Source organism: Aeromonas sp. FDAARGOS 1407, assembly GCF_019048725.1.
GTDB classification, from domain to species: Bacteria; Pseudomonadota; Gammaproteobacteria; order Enterobacterales; family Aeromonadaceae; genus Aeromonas; species Aeromonas enteropelogenes.
The window spans coordinates 2,520,238-2,536,938 of sequence record NZ_CP077399.1 but is presented as its reverse complement, the minus strand read 5'-3'; the positions used below and the strand labels follow the sequence as shown (position 1 = coordinate 2,536,938).

Annotated in this window: 11 protein-coding genes and 2 pseudogenes; 4 read left to right on the top strand and 9 right to left on the bottom strand. The window is 54.6% G+C overall.

Annotated features, from left to right (window positions below):
* Window positions 1-1,736 precede the first annotated feature (1,736 nt).
* The 4 genes and pseudogenes from I6L37_RS12220 to I6L37_RS12205 form a co-directional block, all read right to left on the bottom strand.
* Window positions 1,737-2,908, bottom strand: a pseudogene (locus tag I6L37_RS12220) (IS3 family transposase).
* 123 nt (window positions 2,909-3,031) lie between these two features.
* Window positions 3,032-4,119, bottom strand: a protein-coding gene (locus I6L37_RS12215) for an IS3-like element ISKpn10 family transposase (protein ID WP_099368947.1) whose coding sequence is annotated in 2 segments (ribosomal slippage) — window positions 3,032-3,867 and window positions 3,867-4,119 — 1,089 coding nt in all. Because the reading frame shifts where the segments join, the coding sequence is not laid out codon by codon here.
* A 72-nt stretch (window positions 4,120-4,191) separates the two neighbouring features.
* Window positions 4,192-4,305 (bottom strand): annotated as a pseudogene (locus I6L37_RS12210) (IS5/IS1182 family transposase); the annotation flags it as partial.
* Window positions 4,306-4,429: 124 nt separating this feature from the next.
* Complete coding sequence (locus I6L37_RS12205; protein WP_082030023.1) at window positions 4,430-5,437, bottom strand: substrate-binding domain-containing protein; 1,008 nt, start codon at window positions 5,435-5,437, stop codon at window positions 4,430-4,432.
* 201 nt (window positions 5,438-5,638) lie between these two features.
* On the opposite strand from I6L37_RS12205, the gene galE reads away from it, so the two are divergent.
* The 4 genes from galE to pykF are packed head-to-tail and all read left to right on the top strand — an operon-like array spanning window position 5,639 to window position 10,349.
* Window positions 5,639-6,652: a UDP-glucose 4-epimerase GalE gene (gene galE, locus I6L37_RS12200; protein ID WP_021141160.1), complete on the top strand. Its 1,014-nt coding sequence runs from the start codon at window positions 5,639-5,641 to the stop codon at window positions 6,650-6,652.
* Between the two features lie 60 nt (window positions 6,653-6,712).
* Window positions 6,713-7,771 carry a UDP-glucose--hexose-1-phosphate uridylyltransferase gene (locus tag I6L37_RS12195; protein ID WP_021141161.1) on the top strand — a complete coding sequence of 353 codons (1,059 nt, stop codon included), beginning with the start codon at window positions 6,713-6,715 and terminating at the stop codon, window positions 7,769-7,771.
* The gene (gene galK, locus I6L37_RS12190) at window positions 7,768-8,916 is read left to right on the top strand and encodes a galactokinase (protein WP_021141162.1); all 1,149 of its coding nucleotides are present in this window, start codon (window positions 7,768-7,770) and stop codon (window positions 8,914-8,916) included. The genes I6L37_RS12195 and galK overlap by 4 nt, the downstream gene beginning before the upstream one ends.
* Window positions 8,917-8,936: 20 nt before the next feature.
* Window positions 8,937-10,349 carry a pyruvate kinase PykF gene (gene pykF / locus I6L37_RS12185; RefSeq protein ID WP_042649215.1) on the top strand — a complete coding sequence of 471 codons (1,413 nt, stop codon included), beginning with the start codon at window positions 8,937-8,939 and terminating at the stop codon, window positions 10,347-10,349.
* 521 nt (window positions 10,350-10,870) lie between these two features.
* Here pykF and fucO read toward each other — a convergent pair.
* From fucO to I6L37_RS12160, 5 genes are all read right to left on the bottom strand, one after another.
* A complete protein-coding gene (fucO, locus tag I6L37_RS12180; protein WP_216991958.1) occupies window positions 10,871-12,019 on the bottom strand; it encodes a lactaldehyde reductase in 1,149 nt (382 codons plus the stop codon).
* Between the two features lie 108 nt (window positions 12,020-12,127).
* Window positions 12,128-12,556 carry an L-fucose mutarotase gene (gene fucU / locus I6L37_RS12175; protein ID WP_157160518.1) on the bottom strand — a complete coding sequence of 143 codons (429 nt, stop codon included), beginning with the start codon at window positions 12,554-12,556 and terminating at the stop codon, window positions 12,128-12,130.
* A 9-nt stretch (window positions 12,557-12,565) separates the two neighbouring features.
* The gene (locus I6L37_RS12170) at window positions 12,566-13,408 is read right to left on the bottom strand and encodes a class II aldolase/adducin family protein (RefSeq protein ID WP_216991957.1); all 843 of its coding nucleotides are present in this window, start codon (window positions 13,406-13,408) and stop codon (window positions 12,566-12,568) included.
* Window positions 13,405-14,853: an L-fuculokinase gene (gene fucK / locus I6L37_RS12165; RefSeq protein ID WP_216991956.1), complete on the bottom strand. Its 1,449-nt coding sequence runs from the start codon at window positions 14,851-14,853 to the stop codon at window positions 13,405-13,407. The genes I6L37_RS12170 and fucK overlap by 4 nt, the downstream gene beginning before the upstream one ends.
* A 66-nt stretch (window positions 14,854-14,919) precedes the next feature.
* Window positions 14,920-16,698 (bottom strand): L-fucose isomerase, encoded by a 1,779-nt coding sequence (locus I6L37_RS12160; protein ID WP_216991955.1) that lies wholly within the window; start codon window positions 16,696-16,698, stop codon window positions 14,920-14,922.
* Window positions 16,699-16,701 lie beyond the last annotated feature (3 nt).

Below are 16,701 nucleotides of genomic sequence, written 5' to 3'. Positions count from 1 at the left end.
ACGTGATATGCGGAAAATTTCAGAGCGATTTACAACACAGTCAGTCACATAGGAGATAAACACCCATTAAATGAATCAAGGAGTAAACTAACGAACTTCATATTTACTAAAAATCAAAATAGAAAAATCATAGCCTCTTCCAATACTACAATGCGATCACATTATCAATTCGCCATGAGTATAAGCAGTCGACAATACCTTGACAATCTGTATCGAATAGCACTACCCATTTATTATCCTTTTTTGACCATCCATAGATGGATATACTCGCATCATGCTTTCTAAGCGCATAATTACAATCCAAATACCAGCCACGCGCCAATAAAACCTGCTCAAGTTCGAAAGGAGAGGCAAAATGACAAATGAATCGCATGATAATGTCGTACCGTGTGATAATAACATCACATAATTATCCCTCTTTCACAAAGCGATAAACTAATAATAAAATTAAATTTCCCTTAAAGATGGTGCTCAATATGGTTTTAAATTAAGAATTAACTATCATGTATACGGAGCTTTTTATCCAACAAGTTCCAACATATCATTGTCTGGTATGGGAGTACCCTGTGGTACTTTTGATGTGCTCTTTCAGGTCGCGTTGCTTACGCGACCTTTTTTTATGCCATTGATAGCATGCGGAGTAACCTCAAGGTAATCGCAGAGTTATTCATACTACCCCCCACTATTAAGCCACCTATCATTAAAGCCAAGAAATAATGAGCAATGTTAGCCTCCACTATTTCACTGTAGCAATATAAGTCTCTCCCATTCTCGTTAATTACTGCTCTTTCAATTGAGGCCATCCATCACCAGTATGAGCGCAAGTGGCATAGCTGTGATGGCAAACCTCGTTGTTGGGGCGTATTGGATGATGTTACCAATTTGCGCATCGCTTCATCCAGCAACGCAATATATTGCTCTGCTAAAGTATCGCGCCCCTTAGGACCCTCTACGGCTCGCCATGCATAACAAGCAATTGTCTGGGTCTATCTGGTCGCCACGCATCAATAGCGGCCTGTAATCTTGAGTCGCCCTCTCTGGTATTAACTCTCACCCCTTTTTTACGCGGCATACTGTCGCTCCATCATCCACAGATATCCTCTCGCAAGTTAATTGGTTAGCTACTGTTATCCCCCATTGATCAGTATCATCACAATCACCTATCTCTGAAGAAGAGAAGATTTCACATACTTAACAGATACTGGCTGATTAATAAATTAATTAAAACTAAGGATCATATCGAATCCAGATTTATTTATTTTATTTTTACCCGGCCACACCTAAAAAATGATAATGTTGCTTTGTGGCAACGGATTGCCATATTGCCTTCCTGGGCAATCAAAAAGCCGCACTTCATGTGCGGCTTTTTTTCTTTGCATTAACACTGCGTTGTTAATGGGATGTTCGCCCCAGTTTGCCAAGCCTTCAATCGATGATGGTAAGTTAGGTTGAAATTTCAGCCATAGATCCGGATTTCACCGAGGCAACAGTCTCTATACCTGAACCTGATGAAATTCGCTGACAGCCTCCTCTATCAGCTTAACGCACTAATGTGTGCCCTGTGTCCGTCGGTTTTGCTAGCCACGGTCTGACCTGTCTAGCCATCACGTCATGATCGCCCATGCAATCGGTGCCACTTTCTAACTCTGGTTGTTAACTCGATACTTTGTCACGCTTGCTATAAAAAACTGTTCCTAAGTGGATTTGACCCCATAGATCCAGACACTTTTTCCCACTTAGGGTTGTGATATCCGGCTGCGCAAAAATTCCCGGGGTGAACGGTATCCCAAGGCGCTGTGCGGGTGGTGCTCGTTATAATGCTCAAACGCGATAGCTAAATTGCCTACTGCTGTTCGACTATCCGATCTTGGCATCATCTCGATATAGTCTCGCTTCATCGTCTTCACGAAGCTCTCCGCTATACCGTTGCTCTGTGGGCTTCTCACCGCTGTCGTTCTGGGCTGGATACGCCGAGCCATTATCGGCCACCAGCCACTCTACCGGTAATGCCGGCAACGAATCCCCGAAGCGACGTTCGACAGAACTCAGCATAACATCTTGCACAGTGTCATTGTCGTAACCCCCGGCACTGGTAGCCCAGTCCAAGGTTTCCCTGTCACAGCAGTCCATGACGAGCGTGACTCGTAGTTTTTCACCATTACGTTATCGCAGCGAAACTCGAAGCCATCTGAGCACCAACGTCGCTTGCTCTCTTTGACGGCAACATGCCCCTTATGTGCCCGCAGGGTCAATGGTGCAGCCGGTTTTCTTTCCAGCAGCAGGCCATGATCGCGCATGACACGATATACACGCTTGGCGTTTACCACAGGCTGTCGTGTTGCCTCTGACTGACGCCGTAACAGCGCCCAGACTCGGCAATAGCCATGGGAGGGAAGCTCTGCTATCGCCTCCATGATCCGGCCAGCTAAAGCAACATCATCGTACTGGCGATGATGACGACCATCTCGCCAACCCGGTTTTCGATGAACACGAACGGATAGCTGCGCACGCGATACATTAAGGGCCTGGCTCACAACCCTTAATCGTCGCCCCCCGGCAACAATGGCGCATGCGCAATCCATTTTTTTACTCGACCATACTCCACGGCTTCTTTGAGGATCTCGAGCTCCATGGTCTTCTTCCCGAGCAGACGCTGGAGCTCTCGGATCTGCTTGATGGCAGCAGCCAACTCGGAGGCTGGAACAACATCCTCACCGACGGAGACCGCCGTGAGCGACCATTCCTGGAATTGCTTACGTCATTCGAAAAGCTGGTTGGCGTTGACGTCGAGCAAGCGAGCGACATGAGAGACGGTCATACCGGGCTCACAGGTCTGCTGCACAATGGTGATCTTTTCCTGTGGAGTCCGGCGTCGACGCCGCTCAGCCTCTGTTAACACTTCGACCATCTTCTCGTTGCGAATAGTACTGAAAATAGTTTCAAGACTACCTCTTAAGTTAAGAGGGGCGAAGTGTCTGGATCTTCAAGGGGCGGTAATCCCCCCATTTTTAGGGGCATTCAAAAGTAGAGGTCATGCGGCCTGTGCCAGACGCTGTTTCGGCGTGTAGCCACCCAGCGCCATATTGGGCCGCTCATGGTTATAAACCCACAGCCAGTTCGTGGCAAACTCCTGTAGTTCATTCAGTGACTCAAACAGGTAATGGCCCAGCCAGTCGTAGCGCACCGTGCGGTTAAACCGTTCGATGTAGGCATTCTGCTGCGGATTTCCTGGCTGGATATAGCCCAGGGTTATCCCCTCCTGTTTCGCCCATCGCTTGAGCTCTTCGCTGATGTATTCCGGGCCATTGTCACATCGGATAATGGCGGGCTTACCTCGCCACGTGATCACCTGCTCCAGCGCCCGTTTGACTCGTGAGGCGGGTAAGGAGAAATCCACCTCGATGCACAGCGCTTCACGATTGAAGTCATCGATCACATTAAACAGCCGCACCGAGCGGCCATCGCTGAGCTGGTCATGCATAAAGTCCATCGACCAGCACTGATTAGGCTGGTCGGGAACCGCCAACGGCTCTGGCTTAGCCCGAACCAACCGTTTCCTGGGTTTTATCCGCAGATTGAGCTCCAGCGCCCGATAGATCCGGTATACCCGTTTGTGATTCCAGCCAAAGCCTTGGACGTTGCGCAGGTACAAAAAGCATAACCCGAAGCCCCAGTTGCGCTGGCTGGCCGTGATACGTAGCAGCCAATCGGCAATTTCCTGGTTTTCATCGACCAGCACGGGCTGATAGCGATAGCAGCTTTCACTGACCTTGAAGATCCGGCAAGCCAGACGGATGGATATGGCGTAGTGAGTCACGGCTTTGGTCGCCATCTCCCGGCGGGCAGATGGCGTTACCACTTTTTTGCCATGGCCTCGGTGATGATCTCTGCCTTGAGGCGCTCCTCGGCGTACATCTTCTTGAGGCGGCGGTTTTCGTCCTCCAGCTCCTTGAGTCGAGCCATGAGGGAGGCATCCATCCCCCCGAATTTGGAACGCCACTTGTAGAAGGTGGTCGTGCTGATGCCATGCTCGCGGCAGAGCTCCGGGACGGGAGCTCCAGCCTCAGCTTGTTTGAGGATGGCGATGATCTGGGTATCGCTAAAGCGTGATGTTTTCATGTAGAACCTCCTGCGTTCAAGGTACGGGAAAATTCTACTTATGAGCACCCTGGTTTTTCGGGGGGATTACCCCACCATGTTTTGCCATGGCAGAATCTGCTCCATACGGGACAAGAAAATCTCTTTTCTGGTCTGACGGCGCTTACTGCTGAATTCACTGTCGGCGAAGGTAAGTTGATGACTCATGATGAACCCTGTTCCATGGCTCCAGATGACAAACATGATCTCATATCAGGGACTTGTTCGCACCTTCCCTAGTTATTAGCACACAAAATGATTGACTTATGCCGCGGGGAAAACTAACAAGTTGTCATTCCGACATAGGACGAGCGACTGACTGACGATTTATTAGAAGTGGTGTATATATACGAGAGTGCTCGGGTGAAGACTCCCCACGAATCAAGGCAAGTGATAACCTTGTGGCCTGAGCTGCCATCAACTCAATAGGGTAACGCATAGTCGTTAGTTTAGGACGCAAATATCGAGCATAGATAATGTCATCAAAGCCTATCACGGACACTTCTTCCGGAACTTTGACTCCATTATCAGCCAGTACAGAGAGGGCGCCTGCCGCCATAGCATCATTGTAGGTTACTATAGCTGTAAGCTTTGCTCCTTTGGCGAGTAGGTTCAGCGTCGCCTGCTCCCCCCCTTCTTCATTTGGTTGGGCAAATTCAATCAACTCATCACTTGGCGCAATCCCTGCGCATATCAATGCATCCCGATAACCATTCAAGCGTGACTCTGCATCCTCGATAGGTCGATTTGAACCCAGATAAGCAATTTTGACATGTCCCTGCGCCAATACATGCCGAGTGGCTAACGTGGTTCCTTGCTGGTTATTCAATGCGATACAACGCACCTGAAGAGCTGGAATGTAACGATTAATCAATACCAAACCAGGAATGCGCTCAGCATATTGCAGCAATTCGTCATCAGATAATGCCTTGCTATGTACAACAAGCCCTTCACAACGGCGAGCAATCAACAACTCTATTGCTTCCCGTTCAGCGTCTGCTGTATGTCGTCCATTTCCCATCAACAAATGCAGCCCCTGCTCCGTAGTAACAGTGCCTACACCTTTCACCAATGCCCCAAAGAAGGGATCCGCCACGTCCCCAACAACAACACCAAAGGTATCACAACACTGGTTAGCTAGGGCCCTGGCATTTGCATTAGGAGTGTAACCAAGCTCAGTTATTGCTCTCTGCACTGCGACCCGGGACGCTGCGCTGGCTTTTGGCGAATTGTTCATCACTCGTGAGACCGTTGCCACCGATACATTGGCTAACCGAGCGACGTCCTTGATGGTACTCATACTGTTTTCACTCATTTTCACATTATAGTTAAACACTATTATACCCTTGAAAGTAATTGAAAAAAATAGAGAAAAATGATCTTGCAATGTAGTCTCACACTAAATTAGTGTAACCGCTTACACTGATTTGTAGATGAGCTCACAGTTTACGTCGAGGCCTCTCGTTTAGACTGTTACCAATGTTTTTATATGGAGAGCAAGATGAATGTTCTAGTCACCGGCGGTTGCGGATATATCGGCAGCCACACCTGTCTGGCCCTGCAAGCGGCAGGCATGAATCCCGTGGTGGTCGACAACCTCGGCAACAGCAAGCGCAGCGTGCTGGCCCGAGTCGCCGCCATCAGCGGCCAGCAACCCCAGTTCTATCAAGGGGATATTCGCGATGCCGCCCTGCTGGAGCGGATCTTCGCCGAGCAACAGATCGATGCAGTGATCCACTTTGCCGCCCTCAAAGCGGTCGGTGAATCGACCCGCATTCCACTGGATTACTACGAAAACAACCTCGGCGGCACCCTCACCCTGCTGCAGGCGATGAAGCGGGCCAATGTGCACAATCTGGTGTTCAGCTCCTCGGCCACCGTCTACGGCGATCCCGCTAGCCTGCCGATCCGCGAGGATTTCCCTCGCTGCGCCACCAACCCCTACGGGCGATCCAAGCTGCTCATCGAGGAGATCCTCGAAGATCTGCAGCTGGCCGAGCCCCACTGGAGCATGACCCTGCTGCGCTACTTCAATCCGGTCGGCGCCCACGACTCGGGCACTATGGGTGAAGACCCGCAAGGGATCCCCAACAATCTGATGCCCTATATCACCCAGGTGGCCATCGGCCGTCGCGACTGCCTGTCGGTCTTTGGAAACGATTACCCCACGCCGGACGGCACCGGCGTGCGCGACTACATCCACGTGATGGATCTCGCCGAGGGGCACGTCAAGGCACTGCAACACTGCGCCGGCAAGGGTGGTGTACACACCTACAACCTGGGCACCGGCCAGGGCCAGAGTGTGTTGCAGCTGGTCACCGCTTTCTCTGCCGCCTGTGGCAAGCCGCTGCCATTTCGCATCGAACCGCGCCGCCCGGGCGATATCTCCGCCTGCTGGGCCGATCCGGCCAAGGCGCAGCGTGAGCTGGGCTGGCAGGCGACCCGGGACATAGACGCTATGTGCGCCGACAGCTGGCGCTGGCAATCCGCCAATCCGAACGGTTACGAAGAGTAGGTCTGCCTGCTCCCCGGTAATAAACGACTTTATTTTTCAATACATTATTCAGGAGAGATGATGTTCAACCCCGTCGATCATCCCCATCGCCGCTTCAACCCGCTGACCGGCCAGTATGTGCTGGTCTCCCCCCACCGGGCCAAACGCCCCTGGCAGGGACAGGTGGAGAAGGTGAGTCAGGCCCCCAAGCAAGCCCACGATCCCGACTGCTTCCTCTGCGCGGGCAACACCCGGGTCACTGGCGACATCAACCCCGACTACAAGAGCACTTTTGTCTTTACCAACGACTTCGCCGCCCTGATGCAGGATACCCCGGCCGCCGATAGCGCCAGCGATCCCCTGCTGAAGCTGGAAGCCGCCCGCGGCACCAGCCGGGTCATCTGCTTCTCGCCGGACCACGGCAAGACCCTGCCCGAGCTGCCGCTGCCCGCCATCGAGGGGGTGATCACCACCTGGATGGATCAGGTCGCCGAGCTGTCGGCCCAGTGGCAGTGGGTGCAGGTCTTTGAAAACAAAGGGGCCGTCATGGGCTGCTCCAACCCTCACCCCCACGGCCAGATCTGGGGCAGCGACTTCCTGCCCAACGAGATCGCCCGCGAAGAGCAGCACCAGCGTGACTGGCTGGCCGAGCATGGCCGCCCCATGCTGCTGGAGTATGTGGAGCGGGAGTTGGCGGATCGCTCGCGCATCGTGGTGGAGACCGAGCACTGGCTCGCCGTGGTTCCCTTCTGGGCCGCCTGGCCGTTCGAAACCCTGCTGCTGCCCAAGGCGCACGTCCCCTCCATGCTCAACCTGACCAAGGCCCAGCAACAGGATCTGGCAGTGGCGCTCAAGGAGCTCACCAGCCGCTACGATAATCTGTTCGAGTGCAGCTTCCCCTACTCCATGGGCTGGCACTTTGCACCGCCCAAATCGGATTGCCCCGAGGCGTGGCAACTGCATGCCCACTTCTATCCGCCACTGCTGCGTTCCGCCACCGTGCGCAAATTCATGGTCGGCTTCGAGATGCTGGCCGAAACCCAGCGCGACCTTACCCCCGAGCAGGCTGCCGAGCGGCTGCGCGCTCTGAGCCCCATTCACTACACCCAGACCAGCCACACCAATGAGGAGGCCCTATGACCCCCAACCAACGTGTCAGCACCGTTTTTGCCGAGCAATTTGCCAAAGCGCCCGATCTGCTGGTGCGCGCCCCCGGCCGCGTCAACCTCATCGGTGAACATACCGACTACAACGACGGCTTCGTGCTGCCCTGCGCCATCGACTACGAGACCTGCGTTGCCATCGGCCTGCGCGATGACCGGCAAGTACAGGTGATCGCCGCCGACTACGACAATCAGCGCGACCAGTTCGACCTCGACCAGCCCATCGAGCACCACCCCAGCCAGCGCTGGAGCGACTACATCCGCGGCGTGGTGAAATATCTGCAGGAGCGCGGCTATACCCTGCGCGGCCTCGATCTGGTGGTCTCCGGCAACGTGCCGCAGGGGGCGGGACTCTCCTCCTCCGCCTCGCTGGAAGTGGCGATCGGTCAGGCCTTCAAAGAGGCGCTGGGGCTCGACATCAGTCAGGCCGAGATCGCCCTCAATGGCCAGCAGGCGGAGAACAAGTTCGTCGGCTGCAACTGCGGCATCATGGATCAGATGATCTCCGCCAGCGGCAAAACCGATCATTCCCTGCTGCTCGACTGCCGCTCGCTGGAGACTCGCCTCATCCCCATGCCGGCGGATCTGGCGGTGCTGATCGTCAACTCCAATGTGCGCCGCGGTCTGGTGGACAGCGAATACAACACCCGTCGCCAGCAGTGCGAAGAGGCCGCCCGTCACTACGGGGTCAAGGCGCTGCGCGACCTCGATCTGGCCGGACTGGAAGCGGGCAAAGCCGGGCTGGATGAGGCCTGCTATCGCCGTGCCCGCCACATCGTCGGTGAAAACGCCCGCACCCTGGCGGCCGCCGATGCGCTGGCGAGCCACGATCTGACCCGCCTCGGCGAGCTGATGGCCGAGTCGCACGCCGCCATGCGCGATGACTTCGAGATCACAGTGCCCGCCATCGACGGTCTGGTGGAGATCATCAAGGCCAGGATCGGCACAGATGGCGGCGTGCGGATGACCGGCGGCGGCTTCGGCGGCTGCGTGGTCGCCCTGCTGCGCCCGGAGAAAGTGGCCGAGGTGATCGCAGCAGTCGAAGCCGAGTATCCGACAGTCTCTGGCTTAAAGGCTGATTGTTATGTTTGTCGGTCAACTGATGGTGCTTGTAGAAATTAAATAAAACTAGGAACTCAAAAATGAAAAAGACCAAAATTGTCTGCACCATCGGTCCGAAGACCGAATCCAAAGAAATGCTGGCCAAAATGCTGGACGCCGGCATGAACGTCATGCGCCTGAACTTCTCCCACGGTGACTACGCCGAGCACGGCAGCCGCATCAGCAACCTGCGCGCTGTAATGGCCGAGACCGGCAAGCACGCAGCTATCCTGCTGGACACCAAGGGTCCGGAAATCCGTACCATGAAGCTGGAAGGCGGCAACGACGTCGCGCTGGTCGCTGGCCAGACTTTCACCTTCACCACCGACCAGACCGTGGTTGGCAACAAAGACAAAGTGGCGGTGACCTATGCAGGTTTCGCCAACGATCTGCGCGTCGGCAACCGCATCCTGGTTGATGACGGCCTGATCGGTCTGGACGTCATCGAAATCACCGGGCGCGAAGTTATCTGTAAAGTGCTGAACAACGGTGACCTGGGCGAGAACAAAGGCGTTAACCTGCCGGGCGTCTCCATCAAGCTGCCGGCCCTGGCCGAGAAAGACAAGCGCGACCTGATCTTCGGTTGCGAGCAAGGCGTTGATTTCGTTGCTGCTTCTTTCATCCGTAAGAAAGAAGACGTTCTGGAAATCCGTGAGCACCTGAAAGCCCACGGTGGCGAGAACATCCAGATCATCTCCAAGATCGAAAACCAGGAAGGTCTGGACAACTTCGACGAGATCCTGGCTGTTTCCGACGGCATCATGGTTGCTCGTGGCGACATGGGTGTAGAGATCCCGGTTGAAGAAGTTATCTTCGCCCAGAAGATGATCATCGCCAAGTGCAACAAAGCCCGCAAAGTGGTTATCACTGCCACCCAGATGCTGGACTCCATGATCAAGAACCCGCGTCCGACCCGCGCCGAAGCTGGTGACGTGGCCAACGCCATCCTGGACGGTACCGACGCAGTGATGCTGTCCGGTGAATCCGCCAAGGGTAAGTACCCGCTGGAAGCCGTGACCATCATGGCCACCATCTGCGAGCGTACCGATGCCGTGATGCCGTCCAACCTGTCTGCTGCCAACGACAGCAACAAGCTGCGCATCACCGAAGCCGTATGTAAAGGCGCCGTAGAGACCTCCGAGAAGCTGGACGCCCCGCTGATCGTGGTTGCTACCGAAGGCGGCAAGTCTGCCAAGGCCATTCGCAAGTACTTCCCGAAAGCCTGGATCCTGGCGATCACCACCAACAAGAAAACTGCTGCCCAGCTGGTGCTGACCAAGGGTGTGGTTGCTCACGTGGTTGACAGCATCGCCTCTACCGACGATTTCTATCGCATCGGTAAAGAAGCCGCGCTGGAAATCGGCATGGGTCTGAAAGGTGACGTGGTTGTGATGGTCTCCGGTGCTCTGGTACCGAGCGGCACCACCAACACCGCTTCTGTTCACGTTCTGTAACGACTGGCTGTTATAATCCAAACCATTTCTGTAGATATTGGTTGAAGAGACCCCGTTCCATTATCTCCTGAAGCTACTGCTGCATTTGATAAGGTTCGGGATCTGTTAGTGAATACTTTGCCATTTGGCATGTACAATTCTAGTTATCACCCGACACTGGTTTGAGGCCAGTGTCTCTTTTAGACTGCTTTCTCCTTCAGCATCAATTTTCATCTCTTGTTGAACATGCAGTGGGGACTCTTTCTTCCCATCATCCTGATCTTGATACAATTTGTTCATCCAATAAGGTTCTACGCTGCAACTTGATAGAACAATTATTCTGTTGTCTATGCCACCTATTAATCCGAAATAAAATCCATTCCAGCAGCATTTGCTGCTGTCATCCAGCGAGTAACGTCATCTGGAGTGAATTTTCTGTATCCGAACTGCAATCGCCCTCCCTATTTTCTCTAGCGAAAAGGCCTTGGCGGGTTCTCAAGATAGCAAGGCCCTTTACATTAATTATTGACTGCCAGATGAAGCTACATTGCTAGGGTGTAAAGATGCTCGACCTGTTTGGCATCAGCAGTTCTGGGATTACCTGGCGCACAGGGGTCCGCCAATGCTTTGTTGATCCAGCCATCGATATCACTCTCCTTGATCCCCAGCAGACCGAATCCGGCAGGGATCCCAACCTTGGCAGAGAGTGCCTTGATGGCATCAATGGCCGCCATGCTCGCGGCTTCTTCACTCATCTGCCGGGTATCAACCCCCATGGCCTGAGCAATACGGGCGAAGCGAGCAACACAAACAGGCCGATTGAACTCGCAAATTACAGGTAGCAATATCGCATTGCAGACGCCATGGGGCAGGTTGTGGGTGGCTCCAGGCTGATGGGCCAGCGCATGTACCAATCCCAGCCCGGCACTGTTGAACGCCATGCCAGCCAGATATTGTCCAAACGCCATCATTTCACGCCCTTCGATATCATCGCCATGCATGACCGCCTGAGGCAGGTAGCGACTGATCAGACGGATCGCTTCCAGTGCAGAATGGTCGGTCAGGGGATGAGCCCCTTTTGCCACATAAGCCTCTATCGCGTGGGTCAGCGCATCCATGCCGGTTGCCGCCGTCACCGACTGTGGGATGTTGAGCATGATGGCCGGATCATCCACTGCGATATCCGCAATGATCCGGGTATCGATGATCACCTCTTTCACTTGGCGTACCGGATCGGTAATGACGGCATTGCTGGTGACTTCTGCCGCTGTTCCCGCGGTGGTATTGATCGCCACCAGAAACGCGCCTTCACGCTCAACCTTGCTCACCCCGCTGTAGCGGGTAATGGGACCCGGATTGGCGGTCAGGATCTTGATCCCCTTGGCCGCATCAATGGCGCTGCCACCACCGATAGCGATCAGGTAATCGCAGCCATTCTCACGAAATGCCTGATACCCGGCATCGACCACGGCCACTGTCGGATTGGGCATCACCTCGTGGTAGAGGGCATAATCCATCTCCTTCGCTGCCAGCACCTCGAGCAAGGGGTCTAGCAGACCGAGACGATATAGATCGCGGTCTGTCACGACCAACGCCTTGCTCAAGTTGTGTTGCTGCATATAGGTCATGGCATCTGCAATCGCACCTTGACCATGAAAACTGATTTTTGGCATTGCCAGCATAAAGCTCATCTTGATTCCCTCAATGTTGTATCGATAGCTAAGAGCAGGCGTCTCTTAGCTATCCACACATCCGTGCGAAAAATGGGGCGGCGCGGTCAACTACGCCGCTTCCCGAGGTCAACTTGCAGGGGTGACCCCTTTTTTAAGCAGGATGTTGCCGTACTTGGCGCACTCGCCAGTGACGACGATGGCAAACGCCTTGCTGGCTCGTTCATAAAAGGCAAACCGTTCGATCCGCTCGACCTGCAGACCGACACGAGCATCGGCCAAGGCAGCGAGATAGCGTCGCTCAACATTCGGGTCTAACTCATCCCCCGTGACAGCTGCCATCATCACCAGCGGCGGCGCATAACTGTCGAGCTCAAAGAGTGGCGCCATGGCCTTGAGCAAATGATCGACACCCAGGCCATCCATCCGGATCACCAGTGGTCCCATGCTGTGGGCCGGAAAGTGGGCATCCGCCAGAATGATTTCATCGCCATGTCCCATCTGGGCCAATACCTTCAGCAGCTCAGGACTAATGAGGGAGGAAATACCTTTCAACATCTTGGTTCCTTAGCGGGTCTGTAACGGGCGACCGGCAAACTCGTTGGCATTGAACAGCTTATCGTCACTGCGTTTGGCTCGCGCATCAGGCATGCCAAGGGCGAGCCGGATATTGATGAAGTCTCGCATTGAGGCGCCATCCACCCGGGTAATAGGCTTTTGCAGTTCGGTAGCCAGCAGCAGAATGCGGCAATAGGCATCGACGTTTTCCAGCTTCCAATAAGCATCTTCCACATGGTCACCCCAGACGATGACACCATGGTTCTCCATGAAAATGCATTGATGGTCGAGGGAAGTCTCACCCACGTTATGGGCATTCTGCTCGCTACCTGGCGTGGCATAGGCTGCCAGCCCTACCTCACCGAAGAAGATGTCAGGTTCAGGCATGATGCCGGTGGGAGGCACAGACCCGGTGATCAAAAAGGCATTGGCATTGGCCGGATGGGCATGAACACAAGAGCGGGCTCCGCTGGTTTTCATGATGGCAAGATGGGTCTTGATCTCGCTGGTTGATGGACGAATTCCTGCTTTTTGGCGACCGTCCATATCAACCAGACAGATATCTTCCGGTGTCATAAACCCTTTGCTGATAAGGGTTGGGGTACAGAGCACCAAATTGTCACCGACCCTGACCGAGATATTGCCGCCATTGCCATCGACATACTCTTTTTGCCACAAGCGGCGGCCGATATCGCAAATACGCTGCTTGATGAGCTCGATAGTGTCGCTGTAGAAAAAGGCATGTACCTCCTCTTGCGTGACGGGATCCGCCCCCTCCTCCCAGTGGTAGATGAAATTGGGTAAGGGAGGGTTAATGCTCCACTCCTGACGAGTATCGTTATGTGCGTTCATAATGTGGATTCCTTATAGATGGCTTGATAGCGCGCACTGTCTGCTGCGGGCTCAAAAGTAATGAAATTGGTAATGATGGCTTGGCGGGCAGCATCAACATGGGGGTGTACGCCAGAGCCAGCCATCGCATAAATGGCAGCCCCTAGGACGGTGGTTTCTGGCTCATCAATGGCAAGGACTGGGAGTCCGAGCACATCAGCCTTGATTTGGTTCCAAAGCGGGTTGCGTGAACCGCCCCCTACCAGCAGCAGGCGATCGGTATTGAACTGGCCTATTTGTTCGAGTTGGCCCAACTGTTTTTTCAGCACCATAGCCAACGCTTCCAGGGCTGCGCGATAAAAGTGACCACGAGTGGTATCCAGCGACAAACCCGAAAAGGTTCCCTGACCAATCCCCTCGGCATTGGCCAGCAGATTGGGGGCCATTCGCACGCCGTCACAACCTGCAGGAATTGCCGTGGCTTCGTCGATCATCTGTTGATAATCGCTGACCCCCGGCCAATAGAGCTGACGAACCCACTCCAACACGCCGGATGCCAGCCATTGCAAACCAGGATTGAACAGACCGGTCTGGGCATCCAGTTCACAGGTTGAACCCGCAATGGCTGGCAGGGTCGCAGTATCGACGGCTTGGCTGCGGACCATCAGGATCTCCCAGGTCCCGGATGAGAGAACCGGTTGGTTGACGGCGGCCCCTGAACCTACCAGCGCAAACTGGGTGTCATGGCCTGCTGCAATGACCGGGATACCCTCAGGCAGCCCCAAGAAGGTCGCCAACGTACCTTGCAACGGGCCAATCACCTCACCCGCCTCAACCATGGTCGGAAACAGGCTGGCAGGCACATCGATGGCATCCAAAATGGTGGAGCTAAAGCACTCCCGCTTGAGATCAAGCAGTTGGCTGGTGCCCGCCATGGTCCGGTCCGTTGTAAAACGGCCGGTCAATCTGTGATTGATCAGAGAAGAGATAAACAGCCAGGCATGAGCCTGTGCAAACAGCTCGGGCTGATGCTCTTTAAGCCAGATCAGTTTGTAGAGCGTATTGAAACTGAAATGGCCGATACCGGACTCCCGTTGCAATAGCTCGGGGTCAAGATAGCGATGGACTTGCTCCATCACCGCCACGGTGCGTGGGCATTTCCAGCTGATAACGGGGTAAAGCAACTGTCCCTGACGATCGACCAGCGCTCCGTCGACGCCAAATGTGGTGACCGTGACGGCCCGGATAGTGAAGTCCGCCAATTGGGGGACAAGCTGCTCACAGCAAACTTGAAAGCGTTGCAGAATTTCATCAAGTGACCATTGGTGCCAATGGCTATCCTCGACAGCCGCCTGAGTGGCATTTGCAACTGCAGCCTTGGCGATAATCTGGCCTTGATTTCCTACCGCAATGGCCCTGACGTTGGTCGCACCACAGTCGAGAACAATGACAACATCTTGTGACATAACAGATCCTTACAACGAATCCCCAAAGGATGGGGGTGGTGACAAGCCACCCCCTGCCACGGGGCATTAACGGTAGAGCGGGCCGTAATTCTGGCAAGCGCGGTAGTCCTGACCCTCGACATCCATGCCATGTGCTCCCCAGGCGGATGGGCGCAGCAAGGCCGCCTCGTCCAGGTTGTGCATGCAGACAGGGATGCGCAGCATGGCTGCCAGGGTGACCAATTCATGACCCACATGACCAATGGTCAGTACGCCGTGGTTGGCTCCCCAGTTGGCCATGACCGAATAGACATCACGGAAGGGGCCCTTGCCGGTCAGGCGAGGAGCAAACCAGGTAGTGGGCCAGGTTGAGTTGGTACGCGCATCCAGGGTGTTATGCACATCGGTGGGCAGTTCGACACTCCACCCCTCGGCGATCTGCAAGACCGGACCGATCCCCTTGATTAGATTGATGCGGCTCATGGTGAAGGGCATGCCACCCTTGGTCAGATAACGGGTGGAGAAACCACTGCCCCGAAAGTATTCGTCGATAGCCGGGCACCACTGGGTGGCTCGTAAGCAGGCCTTGATATCCTCAGGGGTGACTTCCCAGTGAGGTTTGATGGTGGGCATACCTTTGGCATCTTTCTGCTGGCCAGTGCCATCGAGCGCGGCAGAGCCGGAGTTAATCATGTGAATAATGCCGTGCTCTGCGGCACCTGCGAGCTGATGGCCAGTGACGCGCTGTACGGCATCTGGTGACCAGTAGGTGCGCACGTCACAGAAGATCTGGGCCGTGCCGGTCAGGCCATAACCCAGTAGCATAGTCATGGCGTTGAGGCTGTCGTTTTCGGTGCCCATGATGAGTGGTGCGCGGGCACCATTCCAATCGAAAGAGCTGTTGAGCAAGGTCTCCGCGGTATCCCCGTTGGGATATTGATCCGTCCAGTGACGCTGGCCCTGGAAGCCACCCACAATTGCGTTGTAACCCAGCGCTTCTTCACCAAACCCTAGCTCCGCCAGTTTGGAATTGCCCTGCATCATGTCGCGCATACAGATCGCCATCAGCAGGCTCTCGCGCAATACGCCCTTCTTCTGCTGCGGCGAACACTGCCGCTCCTGCGGGTTGAGATCAGGCCCTTCATTGAAGTGTTGGCCAGCCCATTCCATGGCGAGATCCAGCTCCTGCGGATCATATATTCCCTTGTCCATCCGGCGTCGCAGCTCAGTCATATCGACGGCCTGTACCTTCATGCCGAAATACTCTTCAAAGAAGGTGTGATCCACGATAGAGCCGGCAATCCCCATGGAAACGCCACCAAGGGAGAGGTAGCTTTTTCCACGCAGGGTTGCAACTACCAGACCGGCGCGGGCAAAGCGCAACAACTTATCCTGCACATCTTGCGGTATGGTTTTGCAATCTGCGTCTTGTACATCCTGTCCATAGATGGAGAAAGCTGGGAGCCCCTTCTGGTTATGACCGGCCAATGCCGCCGCCAGATAAACAGCACCCGGTCGTTCGGTGCCGTTGAAACCCCAGATGGCTTTCGGGCGGAACGGATCCATATCGATGGTCTCACTTCCATAACACCAGCAAGGGGTCACTGTGATGGTGATGCCAACATTGTGTGCCTTGAACTTCTCTTCACAGGCGGCGGACTCTGCCATGCCGCCAATAGTGCTGTCGGCAATGACGCAAGTTACACGTTCACCACTGGGGTGGCGCAGATGCTCGCTGAGGAAATCAGCTGTCATGCGAGCCATTGTCATAGTCTGCTCTTCAAGGGATTCACGAACCCCCATGCGACGACCATCAATGGTGGGCCGAATGCCGATAGTGGGTAATGCGCCAATTAATTTGTTCATGTC